Origin of the sequence: Arthrobacter sp. QXT-31 (assembly GCF_001969265.1) — a bacterium.
Classification (GTDB): Bacteria; Actinomycetota; Actinomycetes; order Actinomycetales; family Micrococcaceae; genus Arthrobacter.
In genome coordinates, this window is record NZ_CP019304.1 from 3,160,449 (window position 1) to 3,185,364 (window position 24,916).

18 protein-coding genes are annotated in these 24,916 nt (G+C 67.0%); 13 read left to right on the forward strand and 5 right to left on the reverse strand.

The features are described 5' to 3' along the window. Positions 1-79: 79 nt before the first annotated feature. The 4 genes from BWQ92_RS14285 to BWQ92_RS14300 are packed head-to-tail and all read left to right on the forward strand — an operon-like array spanning position 80 to position 4,530. A complete protein-coding gene (locus BWQ92_RS14285) occupies positions 80-1,486 on the forward strand; it encodes a Gfo/Idh/MocA family protein (RefSeq protein ID WP_076800490.1) in 1,407 nt (468 codons plus the stop codon). 22 nt (positions 1,487-1,508) lie between these two features. After that, the gene (locus BWQ92_RS14290; protein WP_076800492.1) at positions 1,509-2,495 is read left to right on the forward strand and encodes an NAD-dependent epimerase/dehydratase family protein; all 987 of its coding nucleotides are present in this window, start codon (positions 1,509-1,511) and stop codon (positions 2,493-2,495) included. Continuing rightward, on the forward strand, positions 2,492-3,397 hold the full coding sequence (locus BWQ92_RS14295) for a 5-dehydro-4-deoxyglucarate dehydratase (protein WP_076800494.1): 906 nt from the start codon (positions 2,492-2,494) through the stop codon (positions 3,395-3,397). The genes BWQ92_RS14290 and BWQ92_RS14295 overlap by 4 nt, the downstream gene beginning before the upstream one ends. Further along, positions 3,397-4,530 carry a mandelate racemase/muconate lactonizing enzyme family protein gene (locus tag BWQ92_RS14300; RefSeq protein ID WP_076800496.1) on the forward strand — a complete coding sequence of 378 codons (1,134 nt, stop codon included), beginning with the start codon at positions 3,397-3,399 and terminating at the stop codon, positions 4,528-4,530. The genes BWQ92_RS14295 and BWQ92_RS14300 overlap by 1 nt, the downstream gene beginning before the upstream one ends. Positions 4,531-4,597: 67 nt before the next feature. Here BWQ92_RS14300 and BWQ92_RS14305 read toward each other — a convergent pair whose 3' ends face one another. Next, complete coding sequence (locus BWQ92_RS14305; RefSeq protein ID WP_083706311.1) at positions 4,598-5,764, reverse strand: M24 family metallopeptidase; 1,167 nt, start codon at positions 5,762-5,764, stop codon at positions 4,598-4,600. Then, complete coding sequence (locus BWQ92_RS14310) at positions 5,761-7,812, reverse strand: DUF6807 family protein (protein WP_076800498.1); 2,052 nt, start codon at positions 7,810-7,812, stop codon at positions 5,761-5,763. The genes BWQ92_RS14305 and BWQ92_RS14310 overlap by 4 nt, the downstream gene beginning before the upstream one ends. 397 nt (positions 7,813-8,209) lie before the next feature. On the opposite strand from BWQ92_RS14310, the gene BWQ92_RS14315 reads away from it, so the two are divergent. The 3 genes from BWQ92_RS14315 (at position 8,210) to BWQ92_RS14325 (ending at position 11,590) form a co-directional block, all read left to right on the forward strand. Continuing rightward, positions 8,210-9,154: a carbohydrate ABC transporter permease gene (locus BWQ92_RS14315; protein ID WP_076800500.1), complete on the forward strand. Its 945-nt coding sequence runs from the start codon at positions 8,210-8,212 to the stop codon at positions 9,152-9,154. Continuing rightward, the gene (locus BWQ92_RS14320) at positions 9,144-10,091 is read left to right on the forward strand and encodes a carbohydrate ABC transporter permease (RefSeq protein WP_076800502.1); all 948 of its coding nucleotides are present in this window, start codon (positions 9,144-9,146) and stop codon (positions 10,089-10,091) included. The genes BWQ92_RS14315 and BWQ92_RS14320 overlap by 11 nt, the downstream gene beginning before the upstream one ends. Before the next feature lie 140 nt (positions 10,092-10,231). Continuing rightward, the gene (locus BWQ92_RS14325; RefSeq protein WP_076800504.1) at positions 10,232-11,590 is read left to right on the forward strand and encodes an ABC transporter substrate-binding protein; all 1,359 of its coding nucleotides are present in this window, start codon (positions 10,232-10,234) and stop codon (positions 11,588-11,590) included. A 72-nt stretch (positions 11,591-11,662) separates the two neighbouring features. Here BWQ92_RS14325 and BWQ92_RS14330 read toward each other — a convergent pair whose 3' ends face one another. The 3 genes from BWQ92_RS14330 to BWQ92_RS14340 form a co-directional block, all read right to left on the reverse strand. Continuing rightward, complete coding sequence (locus BWQ92_RS14330; RefSeq protein WP_076800506.1) at positions 11,663-13,696, reverse strand: beta-galactosidase; 2,034 nt, start codon at positions 13,694-13,696, stop codon at positions 11,663-11,665. 41 nt (positions 13,697-13,737) lie between these two features. After that, positions 13,738-15,816 (reverse strand): DUF6807 family protein, encoded by a 2,079-nt coding sequence (locus BWQ92_RS14335; RefSeq protein ID WP_076803733.1) that lies wholly within the window; start codon positions 15,814-15,816, stop codon positions 13,738-13,740. A gap of 245 nt (positions 15,817-16,061) precedes the next feature. Further along, positions 16,062-17,084, reverse strand: coding sequence for a LacI family DNA-binding transcriptional regulator (locus BWQ92_RS14340; protein WP_076800508.1), 1,023 nt, complete (start codon positions 17,082-17,084; stop codon positions 16,062-16,064). Positions 17,085-17,254: 170 nt separating this feature from the next. On the opposite strand from BWQ92_RS14340, the gene BWQ92_RS14345 reads away from it, so the two are divergent. From BWQ92_RS14345 to BWQ92_RS14370, 6 genes are all read left to right on the forward strand, one after another. Next, on the forward strand, positions 17,255-17,623 hold the full coding sequence (locus BWQ92_RS14345; protein WP_076800510.1) for an L-rhamnose mutarotase: 369 nt from the start codon (positions 17,255-17,257) through the stop codon (positions 17,621-17,623). Between the two features lie 92 nt (positions 17,624-17,715). Next, the gene (gene rhaI, locus BWQ92_RS14350; RefSeq protein ID WP_076800512.1) at positions 17,716-18,882 is read left to right on the forward strand and encodes an L-rhamnose isomerase; all 1,167 of its coding nucleotides are present in this window, start codon (positions 17,716-17,718) and stop codon (positions 18,880-18,882) included. 5 nt (positions 18,883-18,887) lie between these two features. Further along, the gene (locus BWQ92_RS14355; RefSeq protein WP_076800514.1) at positions 18,888-20,924 is read left to right on the forward strand and encodes a bifunctional rhamnulose-1-phosphate aldolase/short-chain dehydrogenase; all 2,037 of its coding nucleotides are present in this window, start codon (positions 18,888-18,890) and stop codon (positions 20,922-20,924) included. After that, positions 20,921-22,387 (forward strand): rhamnulokinase, encoded by a 1,467-nt coding sequence (locus BWQ92_RS14360; RefSeq protein WP_076800516.1) that lies wholly within the window; start codon positions 20,921-20,923, stop codon positions 22,385-22,387. The genes BWQ92_RS14355 and BWQ92_RS14360 overlap by 4 nt, the downstream gene beginning before the upstream one ends. A 44-nt stretch (positions 22,388-22,431) precedes the next feature. Next, on the forward strand, positions 22,432-23,442 hold the full coding sequence (locus tag BWQ92_RS14365) for an acetylxylan esterase (protein WP_076800518.1): 1,011 nt from the start codon (positions 22,432-22,434) through the stop codon (positions 23,440-23,442). Positions 23,443-23,762: 320 nt separating this feature from the next. Beyond that, positions 23,763-24,899: a 3-deoxy-7-phosphoheptulonate synthase gene (locus tag BWQ92_RS14370; protein WP_076800520.1), complete on the forward strand. Its 1,137-nt coding sequence runs from the start codon at positions 23,763-23,765 to the stop codon at positions 24,897-24,899. The last annotated feature ends 17 nt before the right edge of the window (positions 24,900-24,916 follow it).

Below are 24,916 nucleotides of genomic sequence, written 5' to 3' on the forward strand. Positions count from 1 at the left end.
AACGCTTTCTCAGGATTCTTCCTTCATGTGGGCAGGGCGTCAAGCGGCCCGCCTACCGCCTTTGGAAAGGGGCCCACCCATGGTCAACGTCGACACCGCCCGCCCGCATCAACCGGGGACTGCCGCAGCAACGAAGCGGTCGCGCATCGCGCTGATCGGCACCGGGGGCCGCTCGGAAATGTACATCCGCGCAATCCTTGGCCAGCACGCGGATGTGGCCGAACTGGTGGCCCTCTCGGATGCGAATCCCGGCCGTGTGGAGTACTACCAGCGGCTTATGCAGGAACTGGGCGCGGAGGGACCGGCGGACTCGTTCGAGCCCGGCAGCCTGACCGAATACATCAGGGCCAACGCCATCGACCGTGTCATCGTCACCACGCCCGACTACACCCACGCGTACTACATCGTCGAGGCACTCGAGGCGGGGGCCGACGTCGTGGTGGAAAAGCCCCTGACCATCGACGCCGAGGGTTGCCGCCGGATCACCTCGGCGGTGGCGGCCACCGGCCGGAACGTGGTGGTTACCTTTAACTACCGCTACTCGCCCCGGAACAGCGCGCTGAAGCAGGTGATCCAGGACGGCGTAATCGGCAAGGTCACCTCCATCGACTTCAGCTGGGTCCTGGACACGGTCCACGGCGCCGACTACTTCCGCCGCTGGCACCGCGACAAGCAAAACTCCGGCGGGCTGCTCATCCACAAGGCATCGCACCACTTCGACCTGGTGAACTGGTGGATCGATGATGTACCCGAACGGGTCTATGCTTCGGGCGGCCTGCGGTTCTACGGCGCCAAAAACGCGGCGGAGCGCGGCCTTGGAGCCAGGCCCGATCGCGGCACCACAGAAGGCAGCACCCTGGAAACCCGGGACCCGTTCGCCCTGGACCTCCGCGAGGACGAGCGGCTGCGCGGGCTGTACTACGACAACGAGAAGTTTGACGGCTACCGCCGGGACCAGGACGTCTTCACTGACGGCATCACCATCGAGGACAACCTGGCCCTCACCGTGGACTACGACGGCGGGGCCACGCTCAGCTACTCCCTGAACGCCCACAGCCCCTGGGAGGGCTACCGGGTTGCCGTCAACGGAACCGAAGGAAGGGCCGAGCTGGAGGTGGTGGAACGTGCCGCCGTCGTCCACAGCACCGACAAGAAAACGGTGGTGGACCCCTCCGCCACTCCCGTCGAGGAAGACGACGCCGTACGCCGGAACGGTGAGCGCCTCGTGGTCCAGCGCCACTGGGAGCCCGCATATGAGGTGCCCATCGTCAACGGCGAAGGAGGCCACGGCGGCGGCGACAACCTCCTGCTCTCCGACCTGTTCAACGGCCCCGGCGAGGACCCGCTGGGGCGGCCCTCCGGCTACCTGGACGGGGTGCGCTCCGTGGCCGTCGGCATCGCGGGCAACGCGTCGCTGGAAACCGAACTCCCCGTCCGCATCAGCGAGCTTGGCCTGGGCGTGGAACTGCGCCGCGGCCGGGCCTGAGCAGAGCAGGAAAAGAACACCCATGAGCAGAATCCTTGTCACCGGCGGCGCCGGACGCCTGGGCCGCAGCGTGGTCGCCGGCCTTGCCGGGGCGGGCCACAACGTCATCTCGGCGGACCGGGACGCCGTTCCGGCCGGCACGTTCCCGGCAGGCGTCGAACAGGAAACCGCGGACCTGCTGGCCCCCGGTGAGGCGTTCCGCCTCCTGGAACGCACAGCGCCCGACGCCGTCGTCCACCTCGCTGCTATTGCCGTGCCTTTCAGTGCACCCGAGGAGGTCATCCTCAGCACGAACACCCGTCTCGCGTTCACGGTGGTCAGCGCGGCCACAGAACTCGGGATCGGCAAGATTGTCACGGCCAGCAGCCCCACTGTGCTGGGCTACGGCTCCCCGGCCGGCTGGTTGCCGGAGTCCTTTCCGGTGGACGAGGACACGACGCCCCGGCCCTGGAACGCCTACGCCTTGTCCAAGCTGATCGCCGAGCAGACGGTGCAGATGTTCGCCGCCGCCCAAGGCAGCCGGATCCGCTACGCTGCCTTCCGGCCGTGCTACGTCATCTCGCCGGAAGAATGGGACGGTGCCCCCACGCAGCAGGGGCACACGGTCCGCGAAAGGCTCGCCGACCCGGCGCTGTCCGCACCGGCCCTCTTCAACTACGTGGACGCCCGTGACGTGGCCGACTTCCTGGACGTGCTCCTGCGGAACATGGACACCATCCCCAACGGCGAGACGTTCTTCGTGGGCGCGGCCGACGCGCTGGCCACCGAACCGCTGGCCACGCTGCTGCCCCGGTTCTTGACGGGCAGCGCCGAGCTTGCCGCCGGACTTACGGGCACCAGCCCCGCCTTTTCCATCGCCAAAGCCAGGCGGCTGCTCGGCTGGGAACCGAAACGCACGTGGCGCAGCGAGCTGGGCGTTGCCGGTGAAATCAGTGAAGAGGAAACCTTGGTCGGCGCGGCCGCAGCATCAGCCAGCACAGGATCACCCACACCACAGGAGACCAAATGAAACTCGACGGCGTACTCTTCTTTCCCGTCACCCCTTTCGGCGCGGACGGCGCAGTGGACGTAGAAGTCCTGAGGCAGCACATCGCCTCGCGCCTGGAGCACCGTCCGGGAGGAGTGTTCCCGGCGTGCGGAACCGGTGAGTTCCATGCCCTGAGCATCGACGAGGTGCGCACCGTGGTGGCCACCGCCGTCGAAACCGTCAACGGGCAGGTGCCGGTCATCGCCGGCGCCGGGGGACCCTTGGGCCATGCCCTTGCCGCGGCCCGTGCGGCCGAGGAGGCGGGTGCCGACGCCCTGCTGGTCCTGCCGCCGTACCTGGTCACCGGACCCACCGACGGAGTGGTGGCCTACATCGAGGCGGTGGCCGGGGCGAGCAGCCTTCCGGTGATCGTGTACCACCGCGGCACGGCCAAATTCACGGCCAAGGCCATCGCCCGGCTCGCCGGCAACCCCAAGGTGATCGGCTTCAAGGACGGCATCGGCGACGTCGGATTGGCCCAGGAGATCGTCTCCGCCGTCAAAGCCAGAGGACGCGAGGACTTCCTGCTCTTCAACGGGCTCTTGACCGCCGAACTGACCCAGGGCGCCTACCGCGGACTCGGCATCCCGCTGTACTCCTCGGCCGCCTTCGCCATGGCACCGGAAATCGCCATGGCCTACTACGACGCCTACGCCAGCGGCGACGAGGACCGCCGGCAGGCCCTGCTCGACGGCTTCTATGCGCCCCTGGTCCGCCTGCGGGACCAGACGCCGGGCTTCGGTGTCTCCCTTATCAAGGCCGGGCTGCGGCTCAACGGCCTGGCGGTCGGGCCGGTGCGGCCCCCGCTGGTGGACCCCACCGAAGAGCAGCTCGTGGAGCTCAAGGCGATCCTGGCCAAGGGCCACGAACTGGCCGGCCGCTGATGCCGGTCAGGATCACGGGGCTGCACACGCGCCTGATCACGGTGCCGCTGCGGCGCAGCTGGGGAGCGGAGGCGCCCGAGAACCACATCATTGCCACCAGCCTTTTTACCGATGACGGCGGCGCGGGGCACGGTTTTTCCTGGACCCCCACCATCGGGCCGCAGGCGGTCAAGGCCCTCCTTGACCACGACATCGCCTCGTTCATCACCGGTCTGGACGCGAAGCCGGAAGTGGTCTGGGACCAGCTCTGGAAGCGCCTGCATGAGGCAGGCGGGGGCGGGCTGACCACCATCGCGATGGCCGGCGTCGACCTCGCCCTATGGGACCTGGCGGCCCGCAACGCGGGGTCGTCAGTGGCCGGGCTGCTGGGCCAGCGGCACGAATCAGTGGAGGTCTACGGCTCCGGCGTGAACCTGCACTACACCCTGGACGAACTCGTGGCGCAGACCGAACGATGGGTGGCGGCCGGCCACCAGGCCGTAAAGATCAAGGTGGGCAAGCCGGACCTCGCCGAGGACGCCGAACGGGTGGCGGCGGTCCGGTCAGTGCTCGGTCCCGATCGCCGGCTGATGATCGACGCGAACCAGCGCTGGGACCTGCCCGCTGCCCTCCGCGCCCTGGACGTGCTGGGCCAGTTCGGCCTGGACTGGCTGGAGGAACCGCTGCGCGCCGACGACCTTTCGGCCTACCGCCGCCTGCGGAAGCAGTCGCCGGTGCCCATCGCCCTGGGTGAGAACGTCCACACCATCTACCGTTTCCGCGACTTCATCGAGGCCGAAGCGGTGGACATCATCCAGCCCAACGTCGTCCGCGTGGGCGGCATTACGCCGTTCCGGCGCATCGTCGAGCTGGCCGGCGCCAACAGCACCCGGGTGGCGCCGCACCTGCTGCCGGAGCTGTCCGGCCAGCTGGCCCTGACCCTCGCCGAGGCCGTCAGCGTGGAGGACGTGGAGGACGCGTCCTTCGAACAGCTGGGCATCCTGGCCGACCCGTCACCGGTCCGGATCCGCGACAGCCGCCTCTATAGCGAGGACCGGCCGGGCCTTGGGTTCAGCTTCACCGCCGGACTCGCACCCGAACCGCGGGACCGCGCCTTCGACCTGCCGGCGGACCCTGCGTTCCGGCTCTCGTAACTCTCCATCCACCTAACAAGAAGAGGGCGTTCCCGGATCCGGGAACGCCCTCTTCTGCTGTTTACGGCTACAGCTGCAGCGTCAGCGGCCGGGGGAGTCCGTTGACGTCCGCCGACGGCCACCGCGGATCCAGTGTCAGCACGTTTTTGCCAGCCAGGGTCAGCTGGACCGTGTCCTCGATCTTGACGCCAGGGCCGGAAGGATTCCAGGTGAAGGTCTGGTTGGGCACCACGGCGTCGTCGGTTGCGGGAGTGGCACGGGGATCACGTCCCGCGTACCCGGCCGGCCCGCCCTGGTGGTGCCGCGTCCACTGGTCGGCCCCGAAGCCGTGCCGGGTGTAGGCTGCCTGGATCTCGGCGAAGATGCCGCTGAGCCGGGCGCCCGGGACCGTGGCCGCGAAAACATCCGCTTCAACTGCCGCGATGCGGGCCTCGGCGTCCCGCTCGTCCGGAGTGCCGGCGTCGAACCGCACCCACCTGGTCAGGTTTGCCACCAGGCCGTGCCGCCGGGCGCAGACCACGGCCATCGCCCGCCGCCCCAGGGGCGCATGCTTGGCGAGCGGGTGCCGGAACGCGCTGCGTGAACTGCCGCTGCACAGCAGGACCAGCGGCTCGGCACCGGCCGCGACGATCCGGGCCGCCAGGGCGGAAGCGATCTCGAACTCCGTGGTGTCCGGCGTTGCCCCGGACAGGACCTCGGTCATGGCGCCGGCGGCATCGGCGCACAGCCGCGCATACCGCGCACTCTCACCGGGCAGCATGGACTGCCGCGCCGCCCGCAGCTCAGCTGCCACGGACTTCTCCGCCAGCGGTACGCCGGCTCCGGCCAGTGCACCGGCAGCGTGGGCCAACTGTCCGTGCCACGGAACCATGTGAAGTCCGACGCCGGGCGGCAGCTCTTCGGCGGCGAGGCGTTCCGCCTCGTTGCTAAAGGTGATGAGGTGGTCGCCGGTGCGGTCCACGAGAAGGGCGGCTATCGGGTCTCCGGCCAGGCTGATGTGCACGCGGCTGCCGTCGAGGTACCAGGTAAGGGCGGTGTGGCTGGTCAGGAGCACGGAATCGTTGCCCTTGGCGTCCAGTATGTCCAGGACGCGTTGCCGTTTGGCGGCCCGGTCGTCCGGGTTTCCGGGCAGGCTGATATCCGCGGGGGCTGACGGTGCCGCGGGCAGGATAGCTCTGGCCGGCGCGGTTCCAGACAGGGCGGTTTCATTCAGGGCGGTTGCAGGAACGTTCATGCGGTTTCCCCCAAAGAGTCAGTGAGCCGTGAGACGTCTGTGGTGCTCAGGATGCCGTCGGCGATCAGGACCGTGACGGTGCGCCGGACCGGTTTGTCCCGGCTTGCGAGGACAGGCCTGTCCCAGGCGAGCGACAGCCCGACGCCCGGGTAGCCGGCCAGCCGCACGAACCATGGATCCGGTGCCTGCGGAGCGGCGAGGAACACGAGGGTGGCTGCCCCTTCTGTTTCGGACATTCCGGCTGGCCCGAACACGCCGCTGCATGCCAGCCACGGCGCCACGCTTCCGTGCACGGCCTCCTCGCCTGCGGCCGCAGCCGTCCAAATGCGCGCGCCGGTAACAGGCGGCAGGCGCCAGAAGAAGCCACCATAGCCGCCGTTTTCCCGGCCGTTGGAGCCCGGGCTGCCAAGCGGCACGGGCTCCGGTCCTGCGGGTGCAAGTTCAGAGTCGAGGCGCAGCCGCCACACGGACGGGCCGACGGCGTCATACCGCCAGCGCCGCTGTTCGGTCAGCAGCGGCGTACCGTCGGGTCCGAACCAGCGCAGTGACTGAACCAGGGCCCCGGGGGACTCGGTTGTATCCGTTATTTCGATGCGGCCGTGGTCGTCACGCCACACGTACCCGCCGGCCTCGCGCGTATAAGTCCGACCGCCCCAGAAGTTCACGCCGGCAACGTCCTGGATTGCCACGCCGGCGCCAAGATGCCATACATGATCGGTGGGCTGGTGGTCGGTCACCACGGTGCCGGCAAGAGTCCGGACAGGATGCAGGTAAGGCCGCGGGGATGAGCTGGGGCGGATGTGGCTGCCGTCCTGATGGCTTGCTACTTCGCGTCCACCGACGTTGCAAGTGGCTGCCGTCTCCAGCAGTTTGGCCCATGGTGCGCCGAGTTCGGAGAACGTTGCCTGGGCGAGGAGGGCCCGGTTTGTCAGTTCAGCGATTCCCTCCACGACCGCATGGGCATCATCACCGCTGCCTTCCCACGTGATGTACTTGTTGTCGATCTGCCGGGGTGAGGGTGCCGTGCGGATTGCTTCGAGCACAGCCATAAAGGCTCCCGAGCCGGACAGCGGGCTGAGCAGCTCTCCGCCCGAGGCGCGCACTTCCAGCAGATTCTCCAGCAGGTCCACGCGGGCGAATACTTCCCGGCGCTCGCCGTGGGCAGTGCGCACCACCAGTTCATCCTCGGTGTAGAAGAGCTCTGCCTTGCCTGCCGTGCCGAAGACAGTTACGGATGGACGTGTCTGCCGGGCAGCGCAAAGGGTCAGCGCGCACGTGAGAACCTGTCCCGCGGAAGTGCGCACCCTGACTACTGACGTGTCGTCGCTTTCAGTTGGGTGGGCACGGTAGAGATCGGTGTCCACGCCGGCCACATCATCAAGGGTTCGGGCAGCGGCGACGCTGAGGCCCGTCACCACGGCGTGTGCCAGCGCGTTGGTGGCGACGCCGTCAACAACATCGGTTCCATTGATTGCCCGCTTGCCGGCCCACCGTGAGCGCTTGAAGTAGCCCCGCGTCCTGAGCCAGGTTCCCTTGGCGCCGAGTCCCAGCACGTCACCGATTTCGCCGTTCGCGATGAGCCCCCGGATGGCGGGCAGCGCATCAGATCCCAGGCTTTGGAAGCCAACCTGGACGAGGCGCCCTGCTGACTCGGCGGCCTGCAGCAGTTCCCGGAACTGCTGCAGGGACGCCGCCGGAGGCTTCTCAACGTACACGTCCGCGCCTGCAGATATGGCAGCCACGGCGAGGGGAACATGCGTTTGGATGGGGGTAGCCAGGATGACCACATCCGGGGCGGTTCCGGCCCGAAGGAGGTGATCGAGAGTCTCGAAGACGGCCACGGATTCCTTCAGGACTCCCTTACCGGGAGGGCGGGGGTCCGCTACAGCCACGAAGTCGAGCATTCCGGCGGCCTGCAGCCGAGCCAGGTTGGCCAGGTGCCGGGCGCCGAAACCGTGCACGCCGACGAGGGCGATCCGGGGCACTGGGTTCTGTGGCCTTGGGCGTACATCAGTAGGGGAGGGAGCGTAAGCGGAAGATTGTGACATGCGGTTGATCCTTGCCGGTATGTAACTGCTGGACAGGGAGGAAACGGAAGCACTAGCATCGTATCCGAGAAAACGTTTTCTGGCTCGTGTTTGCGGGCTGGCTTGCGATCATTTTGGTGCGGGACCTGCTCCATTCGCCCAGCAGGGGAAAGCGTTTTCCAAAAGTTCCGAAATAATCTGTACATCATCTTGGAAAGCGTTTACCGTTGTACCGACCGCTCCGCAAAAGTGACGAAGGGCACAAAGTCCTCCACTTGACCGAAGCTTAAAACCGCGGCAAAGAGCGGCCCTGGGACTTCCCGGGACGGACCGCCCCCGCGGGAATGGCCACGATGACCAAAGGAGACCGCATGGCCGCTCAAAACATACCCAAGCCGCAGCGAGCGAGGTGTGCCCCGTGAGTGCCATCACCGAACTCACGTCCCTCTCACGCCGAAAGGGGCCGAAGACTGCCGAAGAAAAGAAGGCAAACGGCCGCGACAACAAGGCCGCCTATATCTTCCTGCTGCCCTGGCTGGTGGGACTGGTGGCCATCACGGTCGGTCCCATGCTTATGTCGCTGTATCTCTCTTTCACCGACTACAACCTGATTCAGGCCCCGGAGTGGGTAGGTCTGGAGAACTTTCAGCGGATGTTCACCGATGCGAGGCTGCACAATTCGCTCGGCGTGACGTTTACGTACGTGCTCGTCGGCGTTCCGCTGCAGCTGGCGGTTGCCCTGCTGATCGCGCTGGTGCTCGACAAGGGCCTGCGCGGACTGCCGTTCTACCGTTCGATCTTCTATTTACCATCGCTACTGGGCGGCTCCGTGGCAATCGCAATCCTGTGGAAGCAGATCTTCGGCACCACGGGTCTGGTGAACCAAGTACTTGCCCTTGCCGGCATCGAGGGGCCGGGATGGATTTCGGACCCGAGCACGGCGCTGGGGTCGATCATCCTGCTCCACGTCTGGACCTTCGGTGCTCCGATGATCATCTTCCTGGCCGGCCTGCGCCAGATACCCAACATGTACTACGAAGCCGCGGAAGTGGACGGGGCCACCAAGCTCCAGCGGTTCTGGCGCATTACGCTTCCGCTCCTGAGCCCCATCATCTTCTTCAACCTTGTGCTGCAGATCATCGGATCATTCCAGTCGTTCACCCAGGCGTTCATCGTCTCCGGCGGCAACGGCGGCCCTTCGGATTCGACCATGTTCTTCACGCTCTACCTCTACCAAAAAGGCTTCGGCCAGTTCGATATGGGATACGCCTCCGCCATGGCCTGGTTCCTGCTGGTCATCATCGGCGCCTTCACCGCCATCAACTTCATCGCTGCAAAGTATTGGGTTTTCTATGACGACTAAGCTGGAGACGCTGCCCGCCCCGAGCAAGAAAGCTCCGGCCGGCAAGCCAACGAACCCCCGACGGCCACGCAAAAGCCGTGAATCGCCCGGCACCCTGGCCTTTAGCCGCCAGGCGCGGTCCAAAGCCCTGATCAAGCACGCGATCCTGATCGTCACCGGCGGAGTCATGATCTACCCGCTGCTGTGGATGGTTGTTTCCTCGCTGCGTTCCAATGAGCTCATCTTCCGCGAGCCCAGCCTGTGGCTCAACAGCCTCGAAATGGGCAATTACACCGACGGTTGGTCGGCGCTGACCCACCCGTTCGGCCACTACATGATCAATTCCGCGGTGGTTGTGCTCGGATCCATCCTGGGCAACCTGATCTCCTGCTCCATGGCCGCTTACGCATTCGCGAGGCTCCAGTTCACAGGGCAGAAGATCTTCTTCGGCATCATGCTGCTCACGATCATGCTGCCGTTCCACGTGGTGATTGTCCCGCAGTACATCCTGTTCTCGCAGATCGGCTGGGTGAACACCTTCTGGCCGCTCATCGTACCGAAACTCCTGGCAACGGACGCGTTCTTCGTGTTCCTCATGGTCCAGTTCATCCGCGGCATTCCAAAGGAACTGGACGAGGCTGCAAGGATCGACGGCGCCGGCCATCCGCGGATCTTCCTGCGCGTGATTCTGCCGCTGATGGTTCCCGCGTTGGCCACCACCACCATCTTTACCTTCATCTGGACCTGGAACGACTTCTTTGGGGCCCTCATCTACCTGACGGACCCCGACATGTTCACGGTTCCCGTGGCGCTGCGGGCGTTCGTGGATTCGCAGTCCGCCACCAGCTGGGGCTCACTGTTCGCCATGTCCATCGTTTCCCTTCTGCCCGTGTTCCTGGTTTTCCTCTTTGGACAGAGATTCCTCATCAAGGGAATCGCGACGACCGGCATCAAGTAGGTGCGAACTAACGACGCGCCTGGATTCCGGTAACAACGGACCAACCACCCGCAGTACTTGTAAGACAAGATAGCTACTTATATTATTAGTTGGAAAGCGTTTTCCTCATCCTTCAAGATCAAAGAAGATCGGAGTGAACTGTGCAACTGTTCTCCACCAGGCCTGCCCCTGAGGCCGAGCCCGGACGGCCCAAGGCATCCAAGACCCCGCGAAGGCTGCGTAAGGGGGGAGCTGTTGCTGCCGCAGCCGCCGTCGTCCTTGCACTCAGCGCATGCGGCGGTGGATCTGCCGCCCAGAGCGCCGATGGAAAGGTTGAGCTCCGCTTCTCCTGGTGGGGCAGTGACAAGAGGGCGCAGGTGACCCAGGAAGCCATCAAGGCCTTTGAAGCCGAAAACCCGAACATCAAGATCAAGCCGGAGTACGGCGACTGGAGCGGCTACTGGGACAAGCTGGCCACGCAGGTGGCTGCCAATGACGCTCCCGACATCATCCAGATGGACGAGAAGTACATCACCGAGTACTCCAGCCGCGGAGCGCTGCTTGACCTCTCGAAGTACGACATCGACACGTCGAAGCTCGACGAGGCCACTCTTAAGGCGGGCCAGAGCGCCGACGGTCTGACAGGTATCCCGGCCGGCATTAATGCGGCCACCATACTTGCGAACCCGGCGGTGTTCAAGGCTGCAGGCGTGGCATTGCCCGACGACGCGACCTGGACCTGGGCGGACTTCGAACGGATCTCGGCCGAAGTGACGGCGAAATCCCCGAAGGGCACTTACGGAGCCGCCGCCTACGGGACTGATGAGGCATCCCTCGGAGTATGGCTGCGGCAGAACGGAAAGTCCCTCTACACCGAAGATGGCAAGCTCGGCTTCGAGCCGGCGGATGTTGCCGCTTGGTGGGCGTTCCTCAAACAAATGAGCGAAGGCAAGGCAGTTCCCTCGGCGTCGGAGGTTGTTGAAGCTGAAGCAGCGCCTCTGGACCAGAGCGGTCTCGCAACGGGTAAGAATGGACTCGCCTTCTGGTGGTCCAACCAGCTTCCCGCCCTGGAAAAGGCCGCAGGCTCCGAACTGAAGATCCTGAGGTTCCCCACAAAGACCGGCTCGGCAGCCGACGCCCAGCTCTGGTACAAGGCCTCGCAGTTCTGGTCGGCATCCTCCAGAACCAAACACCCGGAGGAGGTCGCCAAGTTCATCAACTTCCTGGCGAACGACGCCAAGGCCGGCCAAGCACTCCTGGCCGACCGCGGTGTCTACCCGAACACCGATGTGCGCAAGGCGATCTCCGCCAAGCTGACCCCTGCGGACGTCAAGGTTGTGAAGTTCATTGACCAAATCAAGAATGAACTGGGCGAGGCTCCCGCCCCGCCGCCGAAGGGCGCAGGTGCCATCCAGGAAATCATCAAGCGTTACACCTCGGAGGTGCTGTTCAACAGGCTCTCGGCAGATGAAGCCGGCAAGAAAGCGGTGGATGAGATGAAGTCCGCCATCAGCAGCTAGCTCCATCCAAAGAAACCCGGGCAGTCTCCGTACGGAGACTGCCCGGGGTTTTTCTGGAGGACCGCGGCACCTTCAGTCCTCGGCGATCACCGCCGCCCCTCCGCCGGGCACGAAGCCGGCGAAACGTCCGCCGCCCAACAGCTCTTCGCCGTCGGCCTTCACTGCCGCATCCGCCCGGCCGTGGTTGATGGCGAAGAGGAAGCGGCGCCCGTCGGCGGTGACCCGCCTGGTGAGCTCGACGCCGGCAGCGGCCTCCGCGACGGCTGCCACTCCCGCTTCGGCCAGGAGCTTGTCCAGGAGGTTTTCGATGCCGTCCCGGTCGGGGAGGGTTGCCAGATACCAGGCCGCGCCGCTGCCGGTGGCCCTTCTGGTGAGTGCCGGCACGCCGGCGAGCGGGTAGCCGGTGAAGGTGGCCAGGGTTTCCGCGCCCTCGGCATGCACGTGCTCGCTCCAGACCCGGCCCGTGGTGCCGTCGCTCAGGGCAACCTGGTAATCCTCGAGCAGCGGGTGGAACTCCTCCGTCCGGATTCCCAGCAGTTCGCGGAAGGCGCCCGGGTAGCCGCCCAGCCGGACGTGGTCGCGTTCGTCGACGATGCCGCTGAAGTAGCTGACCAGCACCGTGGCACCGGCTTCGGCGGCGCCGACGATGTTGGCCGCGGCGGCGTCGGTGACGCAGTAGAGCGTGCAGACCAGGACCAGGTCGTAGCCGGTGAGGTCCGCGGCGGGATGCACGAAGTCCACGCCGACGCCGCGCAGGAACAGCGAACGGTGGAATTCGCGGATCAGGTCGAGGTACTTCACATCCATGCTTGGGTGCGAGTCCAGTTCGCTCGCCCACCACGCCTCGTAGTCGAAGACAATGGCCACCCGGGATTCCACGGTGGAGCCCTTGACCGCCCCGAGTTTGCCAAGGGCTTCACCCAGGGCCACCACTTCCCGCCACACCCGCGTGTCCCGGCCGCCGTGCGGCACCATGGCCGAGTGGAATTTCTCGGCGCCGGCAACGCTCTGCCGCCACTGGAAGAACATGACGGCGTCGGCGCCGCGGGCCACGTGCGCCAGCGAATTGCGGAGCATCTCGCCGGGCATCTTTGGCTGGTTGCGCGGCTGCCAGTTCACGGCCGACGTCGAATGCTCCATCAGGATCCATGGCCTGTTGCCCGCAATACCGCGGGTGAGGTCCGCGCTGAACGCCAGTTCGATTTCCCGTTCCCGGTCCGCGGCCACCAGGTAATGGTCGTTGGCCACCACGTCCAGGGCCCCGGCCCAGTGGAAGTAGTCCATGGACTTGGTGGCGCTGGACACCATGAGGTTGGTGGTGGCCGGAATGTCCGGGGTCACTTCCCGGATCACGGCCAGCAGGCAGCGGTAGTAGTCCAGCAGCGCCCAGGAGCTGAACCGCTGGAAGTCCAGCCGCTGCGTCGGGTTGAGGATGGCGGGGGCGGCCCGGGGCGGAATGATCTCCTGGAATGACGCATAGTGCTGGGACCAGAAAGCCGTGCCCCAGGCCTCGTTCAGCGCCTCGACGCTGCCATAGCGCTGCTCCAGCCAGCGCCGGAACGCCGCTGCGTCCTCGTCGCCGTAAAACTCTGACACGTGGCAGCCCAGCTCGTTGTCCACGTGCCACAGCGCCAGGGCCGGATGGTCCTTGTACCGTTCGGCCAGCTTCCGGGTGATGCCAGTGGCGTACCGGCGGTAAGCAGCGGACGACGGCGAGTAGTGCCGCCGGGAGCCACGTTCCAGGACGGTGCCCTCGGCGGTTACCGGCAGGACCCCCGGATGCCTCCGGACCAGCCAGGCCGGGGGAGCGGCCGTCGCCGTGGCGAGGGCAACCTTGATGCCGGCGCCGTCCAGGCTGTCCAGCACCTCGTCCAGCCAGCCGAAGTCGTACTCCCCTTCGCGGGGCTCCAGGAGCGCCCAGGAAAAGATGGCCACGCTGAGGAGGGTTACGCCGGCCTCCTTCATGAGGCCGATGTCCTCCCGCCGCACGTCAGCCGGCCACTGCTCGGGGTTGTAGTCACCGCCGAATGCCAGGCCGGGGCCACTGTTCCATCGGGGAGCGCTGTTCCATCCGGGAGCGCGGGAAGAGGCTTGGTGCTCGGGCATGCCGCTCCTTACTCGGGACGTGATCAGTCCTCGGGACGTGGTCAGCCTAGTTCGTGACGCCCGGACACCACCAGGGATTCGACGGCGGCCGGTGACAGTTCGCCGTCGCACACCCAGACCCTGAGGCTCCGCCGGAGCGATTCGCCGGCGGCCAGCGTCACCGGCCTGTCCCAGGCCAGGGCAGACCCGACCCCCGGATACCCGGAGGAGCGGACAAACCACGGGTCGTCCGACTCGGCGGGCGCACCGAACACCAGCGTCGCGCCCTGCCCGGAGCGGATGCCGGGAACCTCGCCGAAGGAGGCCGTCCATGCCAGCCACGGCGCAACGGAACCGTGGACGGCCGGTTCCCCTTCGGCGTCGGACGTGAAAACGCGGGCGCCGCTGCAGGCCGGGAGGCGCCAGAAGAAGCCGCCGTAGCCGCTGCCCGCGGCACCATTGGAGCCGGGACTGCCCAGTGAAACATCGACGACGGCGGTCAGTTCACTGCGCAGGTCCAGGCGCCATGCGCGCTCGTCCAGGATCTCGCGGCCGAGGATCCGCTGTTCTGTCAGCAGCGGCTGGCCTTCAGCGCTGAGCCAGCGGAGCTGCCATATGGCGGGTTCGCCCGGCAGCGCACCCCCGGCGTTGGCGGGCAGCAGCTCGATCCTGCCGTGGTCCTGCCGGGACACGTACGCTCCGGCGTCGCGCAGGTAGGTCTTTCCGCCCCAGAAGTTGGTGCCGTTGACGTCCTGGAGCGCGAACCCCGCGCCCAAGTGCCAGGGGTGGTCCGCGGGCAGATGGTCCGTCACCACGGTTCCGCCGAGGGTGGTGACGGGGTGCAGGTAGGGGCGCGGGGACAGCCCCGCATTGAGGCCTGCCCCGGTGCGCTGGACGGCGAGGGTCCTGCCGCCGGCGTCGAACAGGACTCCGGTCCCGGGCGGATCGGCGGGGCGCGCCCACGGCAGGCCCAGCTCACTGAAGGTGGCGTGGGCCCGGATGGCCCGTTCCAGGGCGTCCTCAATGCCGGGAATAACCGCACGGGCGGCGTCTCCCTCGCCCTCCCAGAGCACGTGGGTGGGGCCGATTGGCGCCGGCGGCTCTGCCGTGCGGACGGCTTCGAGAACCAGCATGAACGCACCGGAGTCGTTGAGGGCGCTGGTGAGTTCCGTGCCTCCGGCCAGGTGCTCCAGCAGGTTTTCGGTCAGGTCGTCTCGGCCGAACTCCATCGTCTGCTCTCCGGCGGCGTTGCTGATCTGCAGCCGGTCCTCGGTGTAATGGAAAACAGCCGTTCCCTCTGAGCCCTGCAGTGTGATGTATGGCTCCACCGATTCCGAGGCGCACAGCGTCAGGGCGCAGGTGATCGGCAGCCCGGCGGCGGTGCGGATCCGGATGACCGACGTGTCATCGGATTCGATGTCGTTCGCCCGGTAGAGGTCCGTCTGCACGGAGGCCACGTCCTCCACCGTCCGGGCGCCTGCGATTCGCAGGGCGGTGGCAATGGCATGCGCCAGGGGATTGGTGGCCACGCCGTCCACCACATCAATTCCGTCGAGGCTGCGCTTGCCGGCCCAGCGCGAGCGCCTGTAGTACGCGCGGTCCCGCACCCAGCGACCGGTTGCGCCGATTCCCTCCAGGGTGCCGATGGTGCCGTCTGTGAGGAGCTTTTCGATGGCGGGCAGTGCCTGCGACCCCAGGCTTTGGAAACCGACCTGCACGCTCCGCCCGGATGCCCCGGCGGCCTCCTGCAGCTGCCGGAAGTCGGCCAGCGAGGCCACCGGCGGTTTCTCCAGGTAGAGGTCGGCGCCGGATGCCAGGGCAGCGAGGGCGAGGGGCGCGTGGGTCTGGATGGGCGTGGCCACAATGACAACATCGGGCCTGTGGTTGCCCGCAAGGAGGGACTGCAGGTCGGGGTGGACCGCGGTGGTGGCCGGCAGCGCACCCGGGGACGGGGGATTGGGGTCCGCCACGGCCACCAGTTCCACCGTGCCGGCCTGCCGCAGCCGTTCCAGGTTCTTCAGATGGATGGCCCCGAAGCCGTGGACGCCGACCAGGGCCACCCGTGCCGGACTGGTGCGCCCGCGTGACGCGGCGTGCTCATCCTGCGCGCCTGGGTTTGCAGCGTCCGTGGTGGGAGGCATCTCCATCGTGCTCCTGTCCGGCGCTGCCCTGCTGTGCGACGCCATCGTCTTTCCACACCGGGGGAGCGTGCCTTGCCGGAGGTTAGGCAAGCGCTTTCCGAGGTTTTTTGTGTAAGTGTACTCGCCACGACCAATTTATGTAACGTTTCAAAAGGTCGTTCCCGCCCGCCGGGGTGAGCGCGTCCGGTTTCCGTGCCCGGTTTCGTCCGGGGCCGGTGCCCGCCACTCGCATCGCCCCGTGCGGGTCAGCGGGCTGGAGCGCCGGCAGTGCTCTGCCGGACTACCAGCTCTGGCGTGAAAACGACGGCGCGGTGCCGCGGATGCTGGCCGTCCAGTTCCTCCATCAGGAGTTCAATGGCGGTTCTGCCGATATTGTCCGTGGGCTGGCGGACGGACGAGAGCGGTACCACCGCGGACACCGCGAAGTCGATGTCGTCGTAGCCAATCAGGGCCACGTCCTCAGGGATGCGCACGCCGTTCATCATGGTCAGCGACTGCATCACCCCGAGCGCCAGCAGGTCGTTGGCGCAGAAGATCCCGTCCGGCAGTTTCCCGGTGCCCCGCTCCACGAGATTGTTGCCCACGCCGCGTCCGGCGAGCACGGACTGGCCGTCGGAGTCGAGCACCTCCAGGGTTGCCCCGTCCACTTCGGCCACAGCCCGGCGGGCCCCTGCGAGGCGGTCGGCCACCTGGCGGATGGACAGCGGCCCGCCCACGAAGGCCAGATTCCGGCGCCCCAGCTCAAGGAGGTGCCGGGCGGCAAGGTACCCGCCGGCGTCGTCATCCACCGAGACGGAACTGAACCGGTCCTCGTCGGCCAGCCGGTCCACCAGGACGGTGGGGACACCGCGCTGGCGCAGGGCGTCCAGCCGGTCTGCGACGTCCCCCACCGGTGAGATGAGAAGACCCTGGACCCGCTGCTCCTGGAAGAGGTCGATGTAGTGCGATTCCCGTTTCGCATCATGGCCGCTGTCACCCAGCAGCACGGCGCTGCCGTTTACTGCCGCCGCATCCTCGGCGGCGCGGACCACTGAGGTGAAGAAAGGGTTGCCGACGTCCAGGACCACGACGCCGATGGTGCGGCTGTGTCCGGCGCGCAGCTGGCGGGCGGCGTCGTTGCGGACGAACCCCAGTTCATCGATGGCCTTCAGAACCCTGTCCCTGGTGCGCGCGGACACGCGGTCGGGATTGTTGAGGACGTTGGAGACCGTGCCCACCGCAACCTGTGCGTGGTTGGCGACGTCCTTGATGCTGGCTGCCCGCGACATTCTGCTGTTCCTCCGAAGACCGATTGCCCATCCAGGTGAAAACGCTTGACACCCTTCTTTCCTCCAGCGTACTTTGAATCGTGTCAATGAAACGATTCAAGACCTCAGCGACCTGAATGAATTCTGTTCTGGCTGCTTCCCCACCATCGAGACGTCCACAGGAGTGCCACATGAGGGTTTGCTTCCGATCCTCCGTCCAGCCGGAGCTGCTGGCGGAGTACCGCCGGCGGCACGCGGCCGTCTGGCCGGAGATGCTCGCCGCACTCAAGGGCGCGGGCTGGAACAACTACTCGCTGTTCCTCGACGGCGACGGACTGCTGGTCGGCTACCTCGAATGCGACGACTTTGACGCGGTGCGTGCCCGGATGGCACTCACGGACGTCAACGCCCGCTGGCAGGCCGAAATGGCCACACTCTTCCGGAACAGCGACGTTCCGCCCGACCAAGGCTTCCGGGTGCTCGACGAGGTGTTCAACCTCGACCAGCAGCTGGCAGCGGCCGGCGGCGCCACCTCGGATGCCGCTGCCGCCGGACAGTGAAACTTCCAAAACAGACACTGCCCACGCACTGCCACACAAGCAGACACTTCCCAACCTGACCAGACACTTCCCAACCTGACGAAAGAATCATCATGAACAACACAGCATCGGCTCTGGGCCGGCTTTCGGAGCTGGCGATCGAGGTCCCTTCGTGGGCTTATGGCAACTCGGGCACCAGGTTCAAGGTGTTCGGCACTCCCGGTACCCCCCGCATAGTGCAGGAGAAGCTGGCGGACGCGGCGAAAGTCCATGAGCTGACGGGTTTGGCGCCCACCGTGGCGCTGCACATCCCGTGGGACAAGGTGGACGACTACGCCGCCCTGAAGGAGTACGCGGCCGGTTTGGGGGTGGGGCTGGGCACAATCAACTCGAACACGTTCCAGGATGACGAGTACAGGTTCGGCTCGCTGACGTCCTCGGATGAGGCCGTGCGCCGCCGGGCGATCGACCACCACTTCGAGTGCATCGACATCATGCACGCCACCGGGTCCCGGGACCTGAAGATCTGGCTCGCGGACGGCACGAACTACCCGGGCCAGGATGATATGCGGGGCCGGCAGGACCGGTTGGCCGAGTCCCTGCGGGAGATCTACGCCCGCCTCGGCGAGGACCAGCGGCTGGTGCTGGAGTACAAGTTCTTCGAGCCGGCTTTCTACCACACGGATGTCCCGGACTGGGGCACCTCGTATGCCCAGACCCTGGCCCTGGGGGAGAAGGCGTTCGTCTGCCTGGACACCGGCCACCACGCCCCGGGCACGAACATCGAGTTCATCGTGATGCAGCTGCTGCGCCTGGGCAAGCTGGGCTCGTTCGACTTCAACTCCCGCTTCTACGCCGACGACGACCTGATCGTGGGCGCCGCGGATCCGTTCCAGCTGTTCCGCATCATGCATGAGGTGATCCGCGGCGGCGGCTTTGGCAGGGACTCCGGTGTCGCGCTGATGCTGGACCAGTGCCACAACCTGGAGGAGAAGATCCCGGGCCAGATCCGCTCGGTCCTGAATGTGCAGGAGATGACGGCCCGGGCCCTGCTGGTGGATACGGCCGCGTTGGCCGAGGCGCAGCGTGCCGGGGATGTGCTGGCCGCGAATGCGGTGTTCAACGACGCGTTCTACACCGACGTCCGGCCGGTCCTGGCCGAGTGGCGTGAATCCCGCGGCCTGCCCGCCGACCCGATCGCTGCCTACAAGGCCAGCGGCTACCAGAAGAAGATCAACGAGGACCGCGTGGGCGGCCAGCAAGCCGGATGGGGCGCATAAAAGCCATGACGAACAAGACTGTTGAAGACCTGATTACCCGTTCCAACCGATTGGGCGCGGACAAGCGGAACACGAACTTCGCCGGCGGCAACACGTCCGCCAAGGGTTTCGAGAAGGACCCCGTCACGGGCGAGGACGTCGAGCTGCTGTGGGTGAAGGGCTCCGGTGGGGACCTGGGCACGCTGAAGGCCGAGAACCTTGCGGTGCTGCGGCTGGACCGGCTGCAGGCGCTGAAGAACGTTTACCCCGGCGTTGAGCGTGAGGACGAGATGGTGGCGGCGTTTGATTACTGCCTGCACGGCAAGGGCGGCGCCGCGCCGTCGATCGACACGGCCATGCACGGGCTGGTGGATGCCGCACACGTGGATCACCTGCACCCGGACTCCGGGATCGCGATCGCGACCGCCGCGGACGGTGAGGCGCTGACCGCCAAGATTTTCGGCGACAAGGTGGTCTGGGTGCCGTGGCGCCGGCCCGGGTTCCAGCTGGGCCTGGACATTGCCGCGATCAAGGACGCGAACCCGCAGGCGATCGGCACCATCCTGGGCGGGCACGGCATCACCGCCTGGGGCGCCACGTCCGAGGAAGCCGAAGCCAACTCGCTCTGGATGATCGAACAGGCCGAAAAGTACATCGCGGAGAACGGCAAGGCCGAACCCTTCGGCGCCAAGCTGCCCGGTTACGCTGCACTCCCGGAGGCGGAACGGCGGGTGAAGGCCGCCGCGCTGGCCCCGGTGATCCGCGGCCTGGCTTCCGCGGACCGGCCGCAGGTGGGCCACTTCAGTGACCACCCCGGGGTGCTGGAGTTCCTCGAGTCCGCCGAGCACCCGCGCCTGGGCGCGCTGGGCACCTCGTGCCCGGACCATTTCCTGCGCACCAAGGTCAAGCCGCTCATCCTGGACCTGCCCGCGGACGCCTCCATCGAGGACTCCGTAAACCGGCTGAAGGAACTGCACGCCGAATACCGGAAGGACTACCAGGCCTACTACGACCGCCACGCGGACCAGGACAGCCCGGCCCTTCGCGGCGCGGACCCGGCGATCGTACTGGTCCCGGGCGTGGGCATGTTCTCCTACGGCAAGGACAAGCAGACCGCCCGCGTGGCAGGGGAGTTCTACCTGAACGCGATCAACGTGATGCGCGGCGCCGAGGCGATCTCCTCCTACGCCCCGATCGAGGAGGCCGAGAAGTTCCGCATCGAATACTGGGCCCTGGAGGAAGCCAAGCTCGCCCGGATGCCCAAGCCCAAATCCCACGCCACCCGCATCGCCCTGGTGACCGGTGCGGCGTCGGGCATCGGCAAGGCCATCGCCACCCGCCTCGCCACCGACGGTGCCTGCGTGGTCATCGCCGACCTGAACCTCGAAAACGCACAGAAGGTCGCCGAAGGACTCGGCGGCCCGGATGTCGCCGTCGGCGTCCAGGCCGACGTCACCGACGAAGCCCAGGTCGCCGCAGCCATCGACGAAGCCGTGCTGGCCTTCGGCGGCCTCGACCTGATCGTGAACAACGCCGGCCTGTCCATCTCCAAGCCGCTGCTGGAAACCACCGAGAAGGACTGGGACCTGCAGCACAACGTGATGGCCAAGGGCTCCTTCCTGGTGGCCAAGGCCGCCGCCAAGGTCATGATCGGCCAAGGCCTGGGCGGGGACATCGTCTACATCTCCTCCAAGAACTCCGTGTTCGCCGGCCCGAACAACATCGCCTACTCCGCCACCAAGGCCGACCAGGCCCACCAGGTCCGCCTGCTCGCCGCGGAACTGGGGGAGTACGGCATCCGCGTCAACGGCATCAACCCCGACGGCGTGGTCCGCGGCTCCGGGATCTTCGCCGGCGGCTGGGGCGCCAAGCGCGCCGCCGTCTACGGCGTGGAGGAGGAGAAGTTGGGTGAGTACTACGCCCAGCGCACCCTGCTCAAGCGCGAGGTCCTGCCCGAGCACGTCGCCAACGCCGCGGCCGTGCTCACCAGCAACGAACTCTCCCACACCACCGGTCTGCACATCCCCGTGGACGCCGGCGTCGCGGCAGCATTCCTCCGGTGAGCACCGCACATCTGACCGATGTCGACGGCGGCCTGTTCGCCGGCGGTGTGTTCGCCGCCGTCGATATTGGCGCCTCCTCGGGCCGGGTCATCCTCGGACGGATCAGCGCCGGCACGGCGGAGATGGAAACCGTCCACCGGTTCCCCAACGGTGTAGTGCAGTCCGAAGGCGGCCTCCGCTGGGATTTTGACGCGCTCTTCACCGAGGTGCTCACCGGCCTCGCTGCCGCCGCCAAGACGGCGGCCGGCCACGGGCAAACGGTCACCAGCATCGGCATCGACACCTGGGCGGTGGACTACGGCCTGGTCAACAAAGCCGGCGAAATCACCGCCCAGCCCTACAGCTACCGGGACGAACGCAGCCGTGCCGCCGTCGCCCGGGTCCACGAAAAACTGGACCCGGCCCGGCTCTACGCCGCCACCGGCCTGCAGTTCCTGCAGTTCAACACCCTCTACCAGCTCGCCACAGAACCGGACCTGGACGGGCTGCAGGCCCTGCTGATCCCGGACCTGATCGGGTACCTGCTCACGGGTGTCCGGCGGACCGAGGCCACCAACGCCTCCACCACCGGCCTGCTCGATGCCCCCACCGGACGGTGGGCCAACGGATTCTTCACGGCACTCGGCTTCCCGGAGGACCTCTTTCCGCCGCTGATCCGGCCCGGCGAAACCCTGGGCGCCCTGCTGCCCGGCATCGCCGAACGGACCGGACTGCCCTCGGCAACGGAGGTGGTGGCCGTCGGCTCGCACGACACAGCCTCCGCCGTCGCGGCCGTTCCCGCGGAGCAGGAAAACTTTGCCTACATCTCCTCCGGCACCTGGTCCCTCGTGGGGCTCGAACTGCAGCAGCCGGTGCTCACCGAAGCCAGCCGGGCGGCCAACTTCACCAACGAACGCGGCGTCGACGGCACGGTCAGGTACCTGCGCAACGTCGGGGGACTCTGGCTGCTCAGTGAATGCCAGCGCGCCTGGGCCGCAGACGGCTACAGGCCAGAAATTGGGGACCTGCTCGACGCCGCCGCGGCGCTGCCGCCCGGCGGACCCCGGATCAACCCCGATGACCCCGCCTTCATCGCCCCGGACAACATGCCGGACCGGATCCGCGCCGCTGTCCGCGCCACCGGTGCCGTCCTTCCCGGTGAACCGGCCGCGATCGTGCGTTGCATCCTGGACAGCCTCGCGGCGGGCTACGCGCGCACCATCGCCGACGCCGAACGCCTCGCCGGCCAGCCCGTGGACGTGGTGCACATCGTTGGCGGCGGCTCACAAAACAAGTTGCTGTGCCGGCTCACCGCCCAGGCCACCGGAAAACCTGTCATCGCCGGCCCGGTCGAAGCCACGGCCCTCGGCAACGTCCTCGTCCAGGCCCGCGCAGCAGGCGCGCTCGCCGGCGGACTCGATGCGCTCCGGGAGGTGGTCCGGGCGTCACACAGGCTCGACAGGTTCGAGGCGGCGCTGGTCTGATAGGACGCACGCAGGAAGCCAGTCCCAGGAAGAACGGAAAACCCATGCCGCTGTTCGATCTGCCCCTCGAGGAGCTCCGCCGGTACACGTCCGCAGTGGCAGTGCCGCCTGATTTTGAGGCTTTTTGGGACCGCACGGTCGACGAAACACGGGCCTTTCCGCTGGACGCTGTTTTCGAGCCGGTCGAGAACTACCTGACCGTCGTGGATACCTTCGACGTCACCTTCGCCGGCTTCGGCGGCGCCCCGGTGAAAGGGTGGCTGCACCTGCCGGTGACCCGGGAAGCCGGGACCGAGCTGCCCGCCGTCGTGCAGTATGCCGGCTATTCGGGCGGCCGCGGGCTGGCCAACCAGGACACGAGGTGGGCGCAGGCAGGCTACGCGCACTTCATCATGGACACCCGGGGCCAGGGTTACCGCGGGGCGGTCGGCGACACCGCGGACCCGCACCCGTCGGCCGGGGAGGTGGCGTATGCGGGCCTCATGACGCGTGGCGTGGCCAGCCGCGAGGATTACTACTACCGCCGCGTGTACATGGACGCGTTCCGCGCCGTCGAGGCGGCGCAGTCGCATCCGGACGTGGACGCCGCCCGGGTGGTGGTGGCGGGCATCAGCCAGGGCGGCGGCATGGCCGTCGCCGTCGCCGGGCTCGCGGCCGGTAGGCTCGACGGCGTCATCGCCGCCCTGCCCGACGTCCCGTTCCTCCAGGATTTTCCGCGCGCCATCGATATCGCGCCGCGCGGACCGTACCCCGAGATCGCGGAATTCCTCGGGCGGCACCGCGGGAAATATGAACCCATGCTGGCCGTGCTGAACTACTTCGACGGCGTCAACCTGGGCAGGTCCGCGGCGGTCCCCGCGCTGTTCTCTGTGGCGCAGATGGATGACGTCTGCCCGCCGTCGACAGTCTTTGCCAGCTACAACGCCTACGGGGCGGACGCCGGCCCGGCCGCAGGCGCGAAGGACATCGAGGTGTACCGCTTCAACAACCACGAGGGCGGCCAGGAGCACCACTGGATCCGGCAGTTGCAGTACCTCCGCAAGCTGCTGGGCTGAGGCGGACCCACCACCTGGCCGAGCGCGAACGTACACTTGGGGCCCTTGGAAAGCGCTTCCTTGGGGCCACAACTGTCCGTTCGCGCTCGTCCCGCCGTGCGTAACCGATTTGCGGTGCCGGCAAACCCGCGGCTATGGTGTGGCTATGACTAACCGTTGGTATGCGTATTTTTCGTTGGCTCTGGAGGGGCCCGCGTCTAACTGACACGCATCCAACTTTTCCTTCAGAGCCAACAGGGCAGAGATCATTCTCTGCCCTTCGCCATATCTGCGGCGGGTTCTGACCAGGGGCCCGCTCCCACCCGGAACAGGACCCCCACATGAGCGCAACAGCCACCGAAACCCAGCAGCCGACGTCGAAACGCCAGTCCACGTCCAACCTCAGGGTCAGTGAAATCACCGCCTTGCCCACTCCGCAGGAGATGATTGCAGAACTGGCGCTGGACGCCAAGGCGGCCGACGTCGTCGAACGCGGCCGCGACGAAGTCCGCGCCATCATGGACGGCGTGGACGACCGTCTGCTGGTGATTGTTGGCCCGTGCTCCATCCACGACCCCAAGGCGGGCCTGGAATACGCCCGCCGGCTGGTGAGCCAGGCCGAGAAGCACAAGGAAGACCTGCTCATCGTCCTGCGCGCGTACTTCGAAAAGCCGCGGACCACCGTGGGGTGGAAGGGCCTCATCAACGATCCGCACCTGGACGGCAGCCACGACATCGCCGGCGGCCTGCGCGCCGCCCGCAGCTTCCTGCAGCAGGTCACCGCCCTGGGGCTGCCCACCGCCACCGAGTTCCTCGAGCCCATCAGCCCGCAGTACATGGCCGACCTCATCTCCTGGGGCGCCATCGGCGCGCGGACCACGGAAAGCCAGATCCACCGCCAGCTCGCCTCCGGCCTGTCCATGCCCATCGGCTTCAAGAACGGGACCGACGGCGACCTGCAGGTGGCAGTCGACGCCTGCAGCGCAGCCGCGTCCGCCCAGGCCTTCCTCGGGATCGACGGCGACGGCCGGGCCGCGCTGGTGTCCACCGCCGGCAACCCCGACACCCACGTGATCCTGCGCGGCGGGCGGAAGGGCCCCAACTACTCCTCGGCCGACGTCGAAGCGGCCTCCGCCAAGCTCGCGGCCAAGAACCTCAACCCGCGGCTGATCGTGGACGCCAGCCACGCCAACAGCGGCAAGAGCCACCACCGCCAGGCCGAGGTGGCGCTCGAGATCGGCGCCCAGCTCGAAGACGGCGGAACCGCCGCCGGGGCGATCGCCGGCGTCATGCTGGAGAGCTTCCTGGTGGGCGGCGCGCAGAACCTGGACGTGGCCGAACACGCCGCCGGCCACTCGCAGCTGGTCTACGGCCAGAGCGTCACGGACGCCTGCATGGAGTGGGATGTGACGGCGTCCGTCCTCGAACAGCTGGCCGCGTCATCGCGGAAGCGGCGGGCTTTCACAATGGCCACGTGAGCATCTAGAGTAACTAG

What these genes read in the sequence shown, in the direction of transcription:
- BWQ92_RS14320 (WP_076800502.1), top strand. Translation starts at nt 9,144, where the DNA reads ATGACGACTAAGCTGGAGACGCTGCCCGCCCCGAGCAAGAAAGCTCCG.
- BWQ92_RS14345 (WP_076800510.1), top strand. Translation starts at nt 17,255, where the DNA reads ATGAGGGTTTGCTTCCGATCCTCCGTCCAGCCGGAGCTGCTGGCGGAG.
- BWQ92_RS14335 (WP_076803733.1), bottom strand. Translation starts at nt 15,816, where the DNA reads ATGCCTCCCACCACGGACGCTGCAAACCCAGGCGCGCAGGATGAGCAC.
- BWQ92_RS14290 (WP_076800492.1), top strand. Translation starts at nt 1,509, where the DNA reads ATGAGCAGAATCCTTGTCACCGGCGGCGCCGGACGCCTGGGCCGCAGC.
- BWQ92_RS14370 (WP_076800520.1), top strand. Translation starts at nt 23,763, where the DNA reads ATGAGCGCAACAGCCACCGAAACCCAGCAGCCGACGTCGAAACGCCAG.
- BWQ92_RS14340 (WP_076800508.1), bottom strand. Translation starts at nt 17,084, where the DNA reads ATGTCGCGGGCAGCCAGCATCAAGGACGTCGCCAACCACGCACAGGTT.
- BWQ92_RS14355 (WP_076800514.1), top strand. Translation starts at nt 18,888, where the DNA reads ATGACGAACAAGACTGTTGAAGACCTGATTACCCGTTCCAACCGATTG.
- BWQ92_RS14305 (WP_083706311.1), bottom strand. Translation starts at nt 5,764, where the DNA reads ATGAACGTTCCTGCAACCGCCCTGAATGAAACCGCCCTGTCTGGAACC.
- BWQ92_RS14285 (WP_076800490.1), top strand. Translation starts at nt 80, where the DNA reads ATGGTCAACGTCGACACCGCCCGCCCGCATCAACCGGGGACTGCCGCA.
- BWQ92_RS14365 (WP_076800518.1), top strand. Translation starts at nt 22,432, where the DNA reads ATGCCGCTGTTCGATCTGCCCCTCGAGGAGCTCCGCCGGTACACGTCC.
- BWQ92_RS14330 (WP_076800506.1), bottom strand. Translation starts at nt 13,696, where the DNA reads ATGCCCGAGCACCAAGCCTCTTCCCGCGCTCCCGGATGGAACAGCGCT.
- BWQ92_RS14310 (WP_076800498.1), bottom strand. Translation starts at nt 7,812, where the DNA reads ATGTCACAATCTTCCGCTTACGCTCCCTCCCCTACTGATGTACGCCCA.
- rhaI (WP_076800512.1), top strand. Translation starts at nt 17,716, where the DNA reads ATGAACAACACAGCATCGGCTCTGGGCCGGCTTTCGGAGCTGGCGATC.
- BWQ92_RS14295 (WP_076800494.1), top strand. Translation starts at nt 2,492, where the DNA reads ATGAAACTCGACGGCGTACTCTTCTTTCCCGTCACCCCTTTCGGCGCG.
- BWQ92_RS14300 (WP_076800496.1), top strand. Translation starts at nt 3,397, where the DNA reads ATGCCGGTCAGGATCACGGGGCTGCACACGCGCCTGATCACGGTGCCG.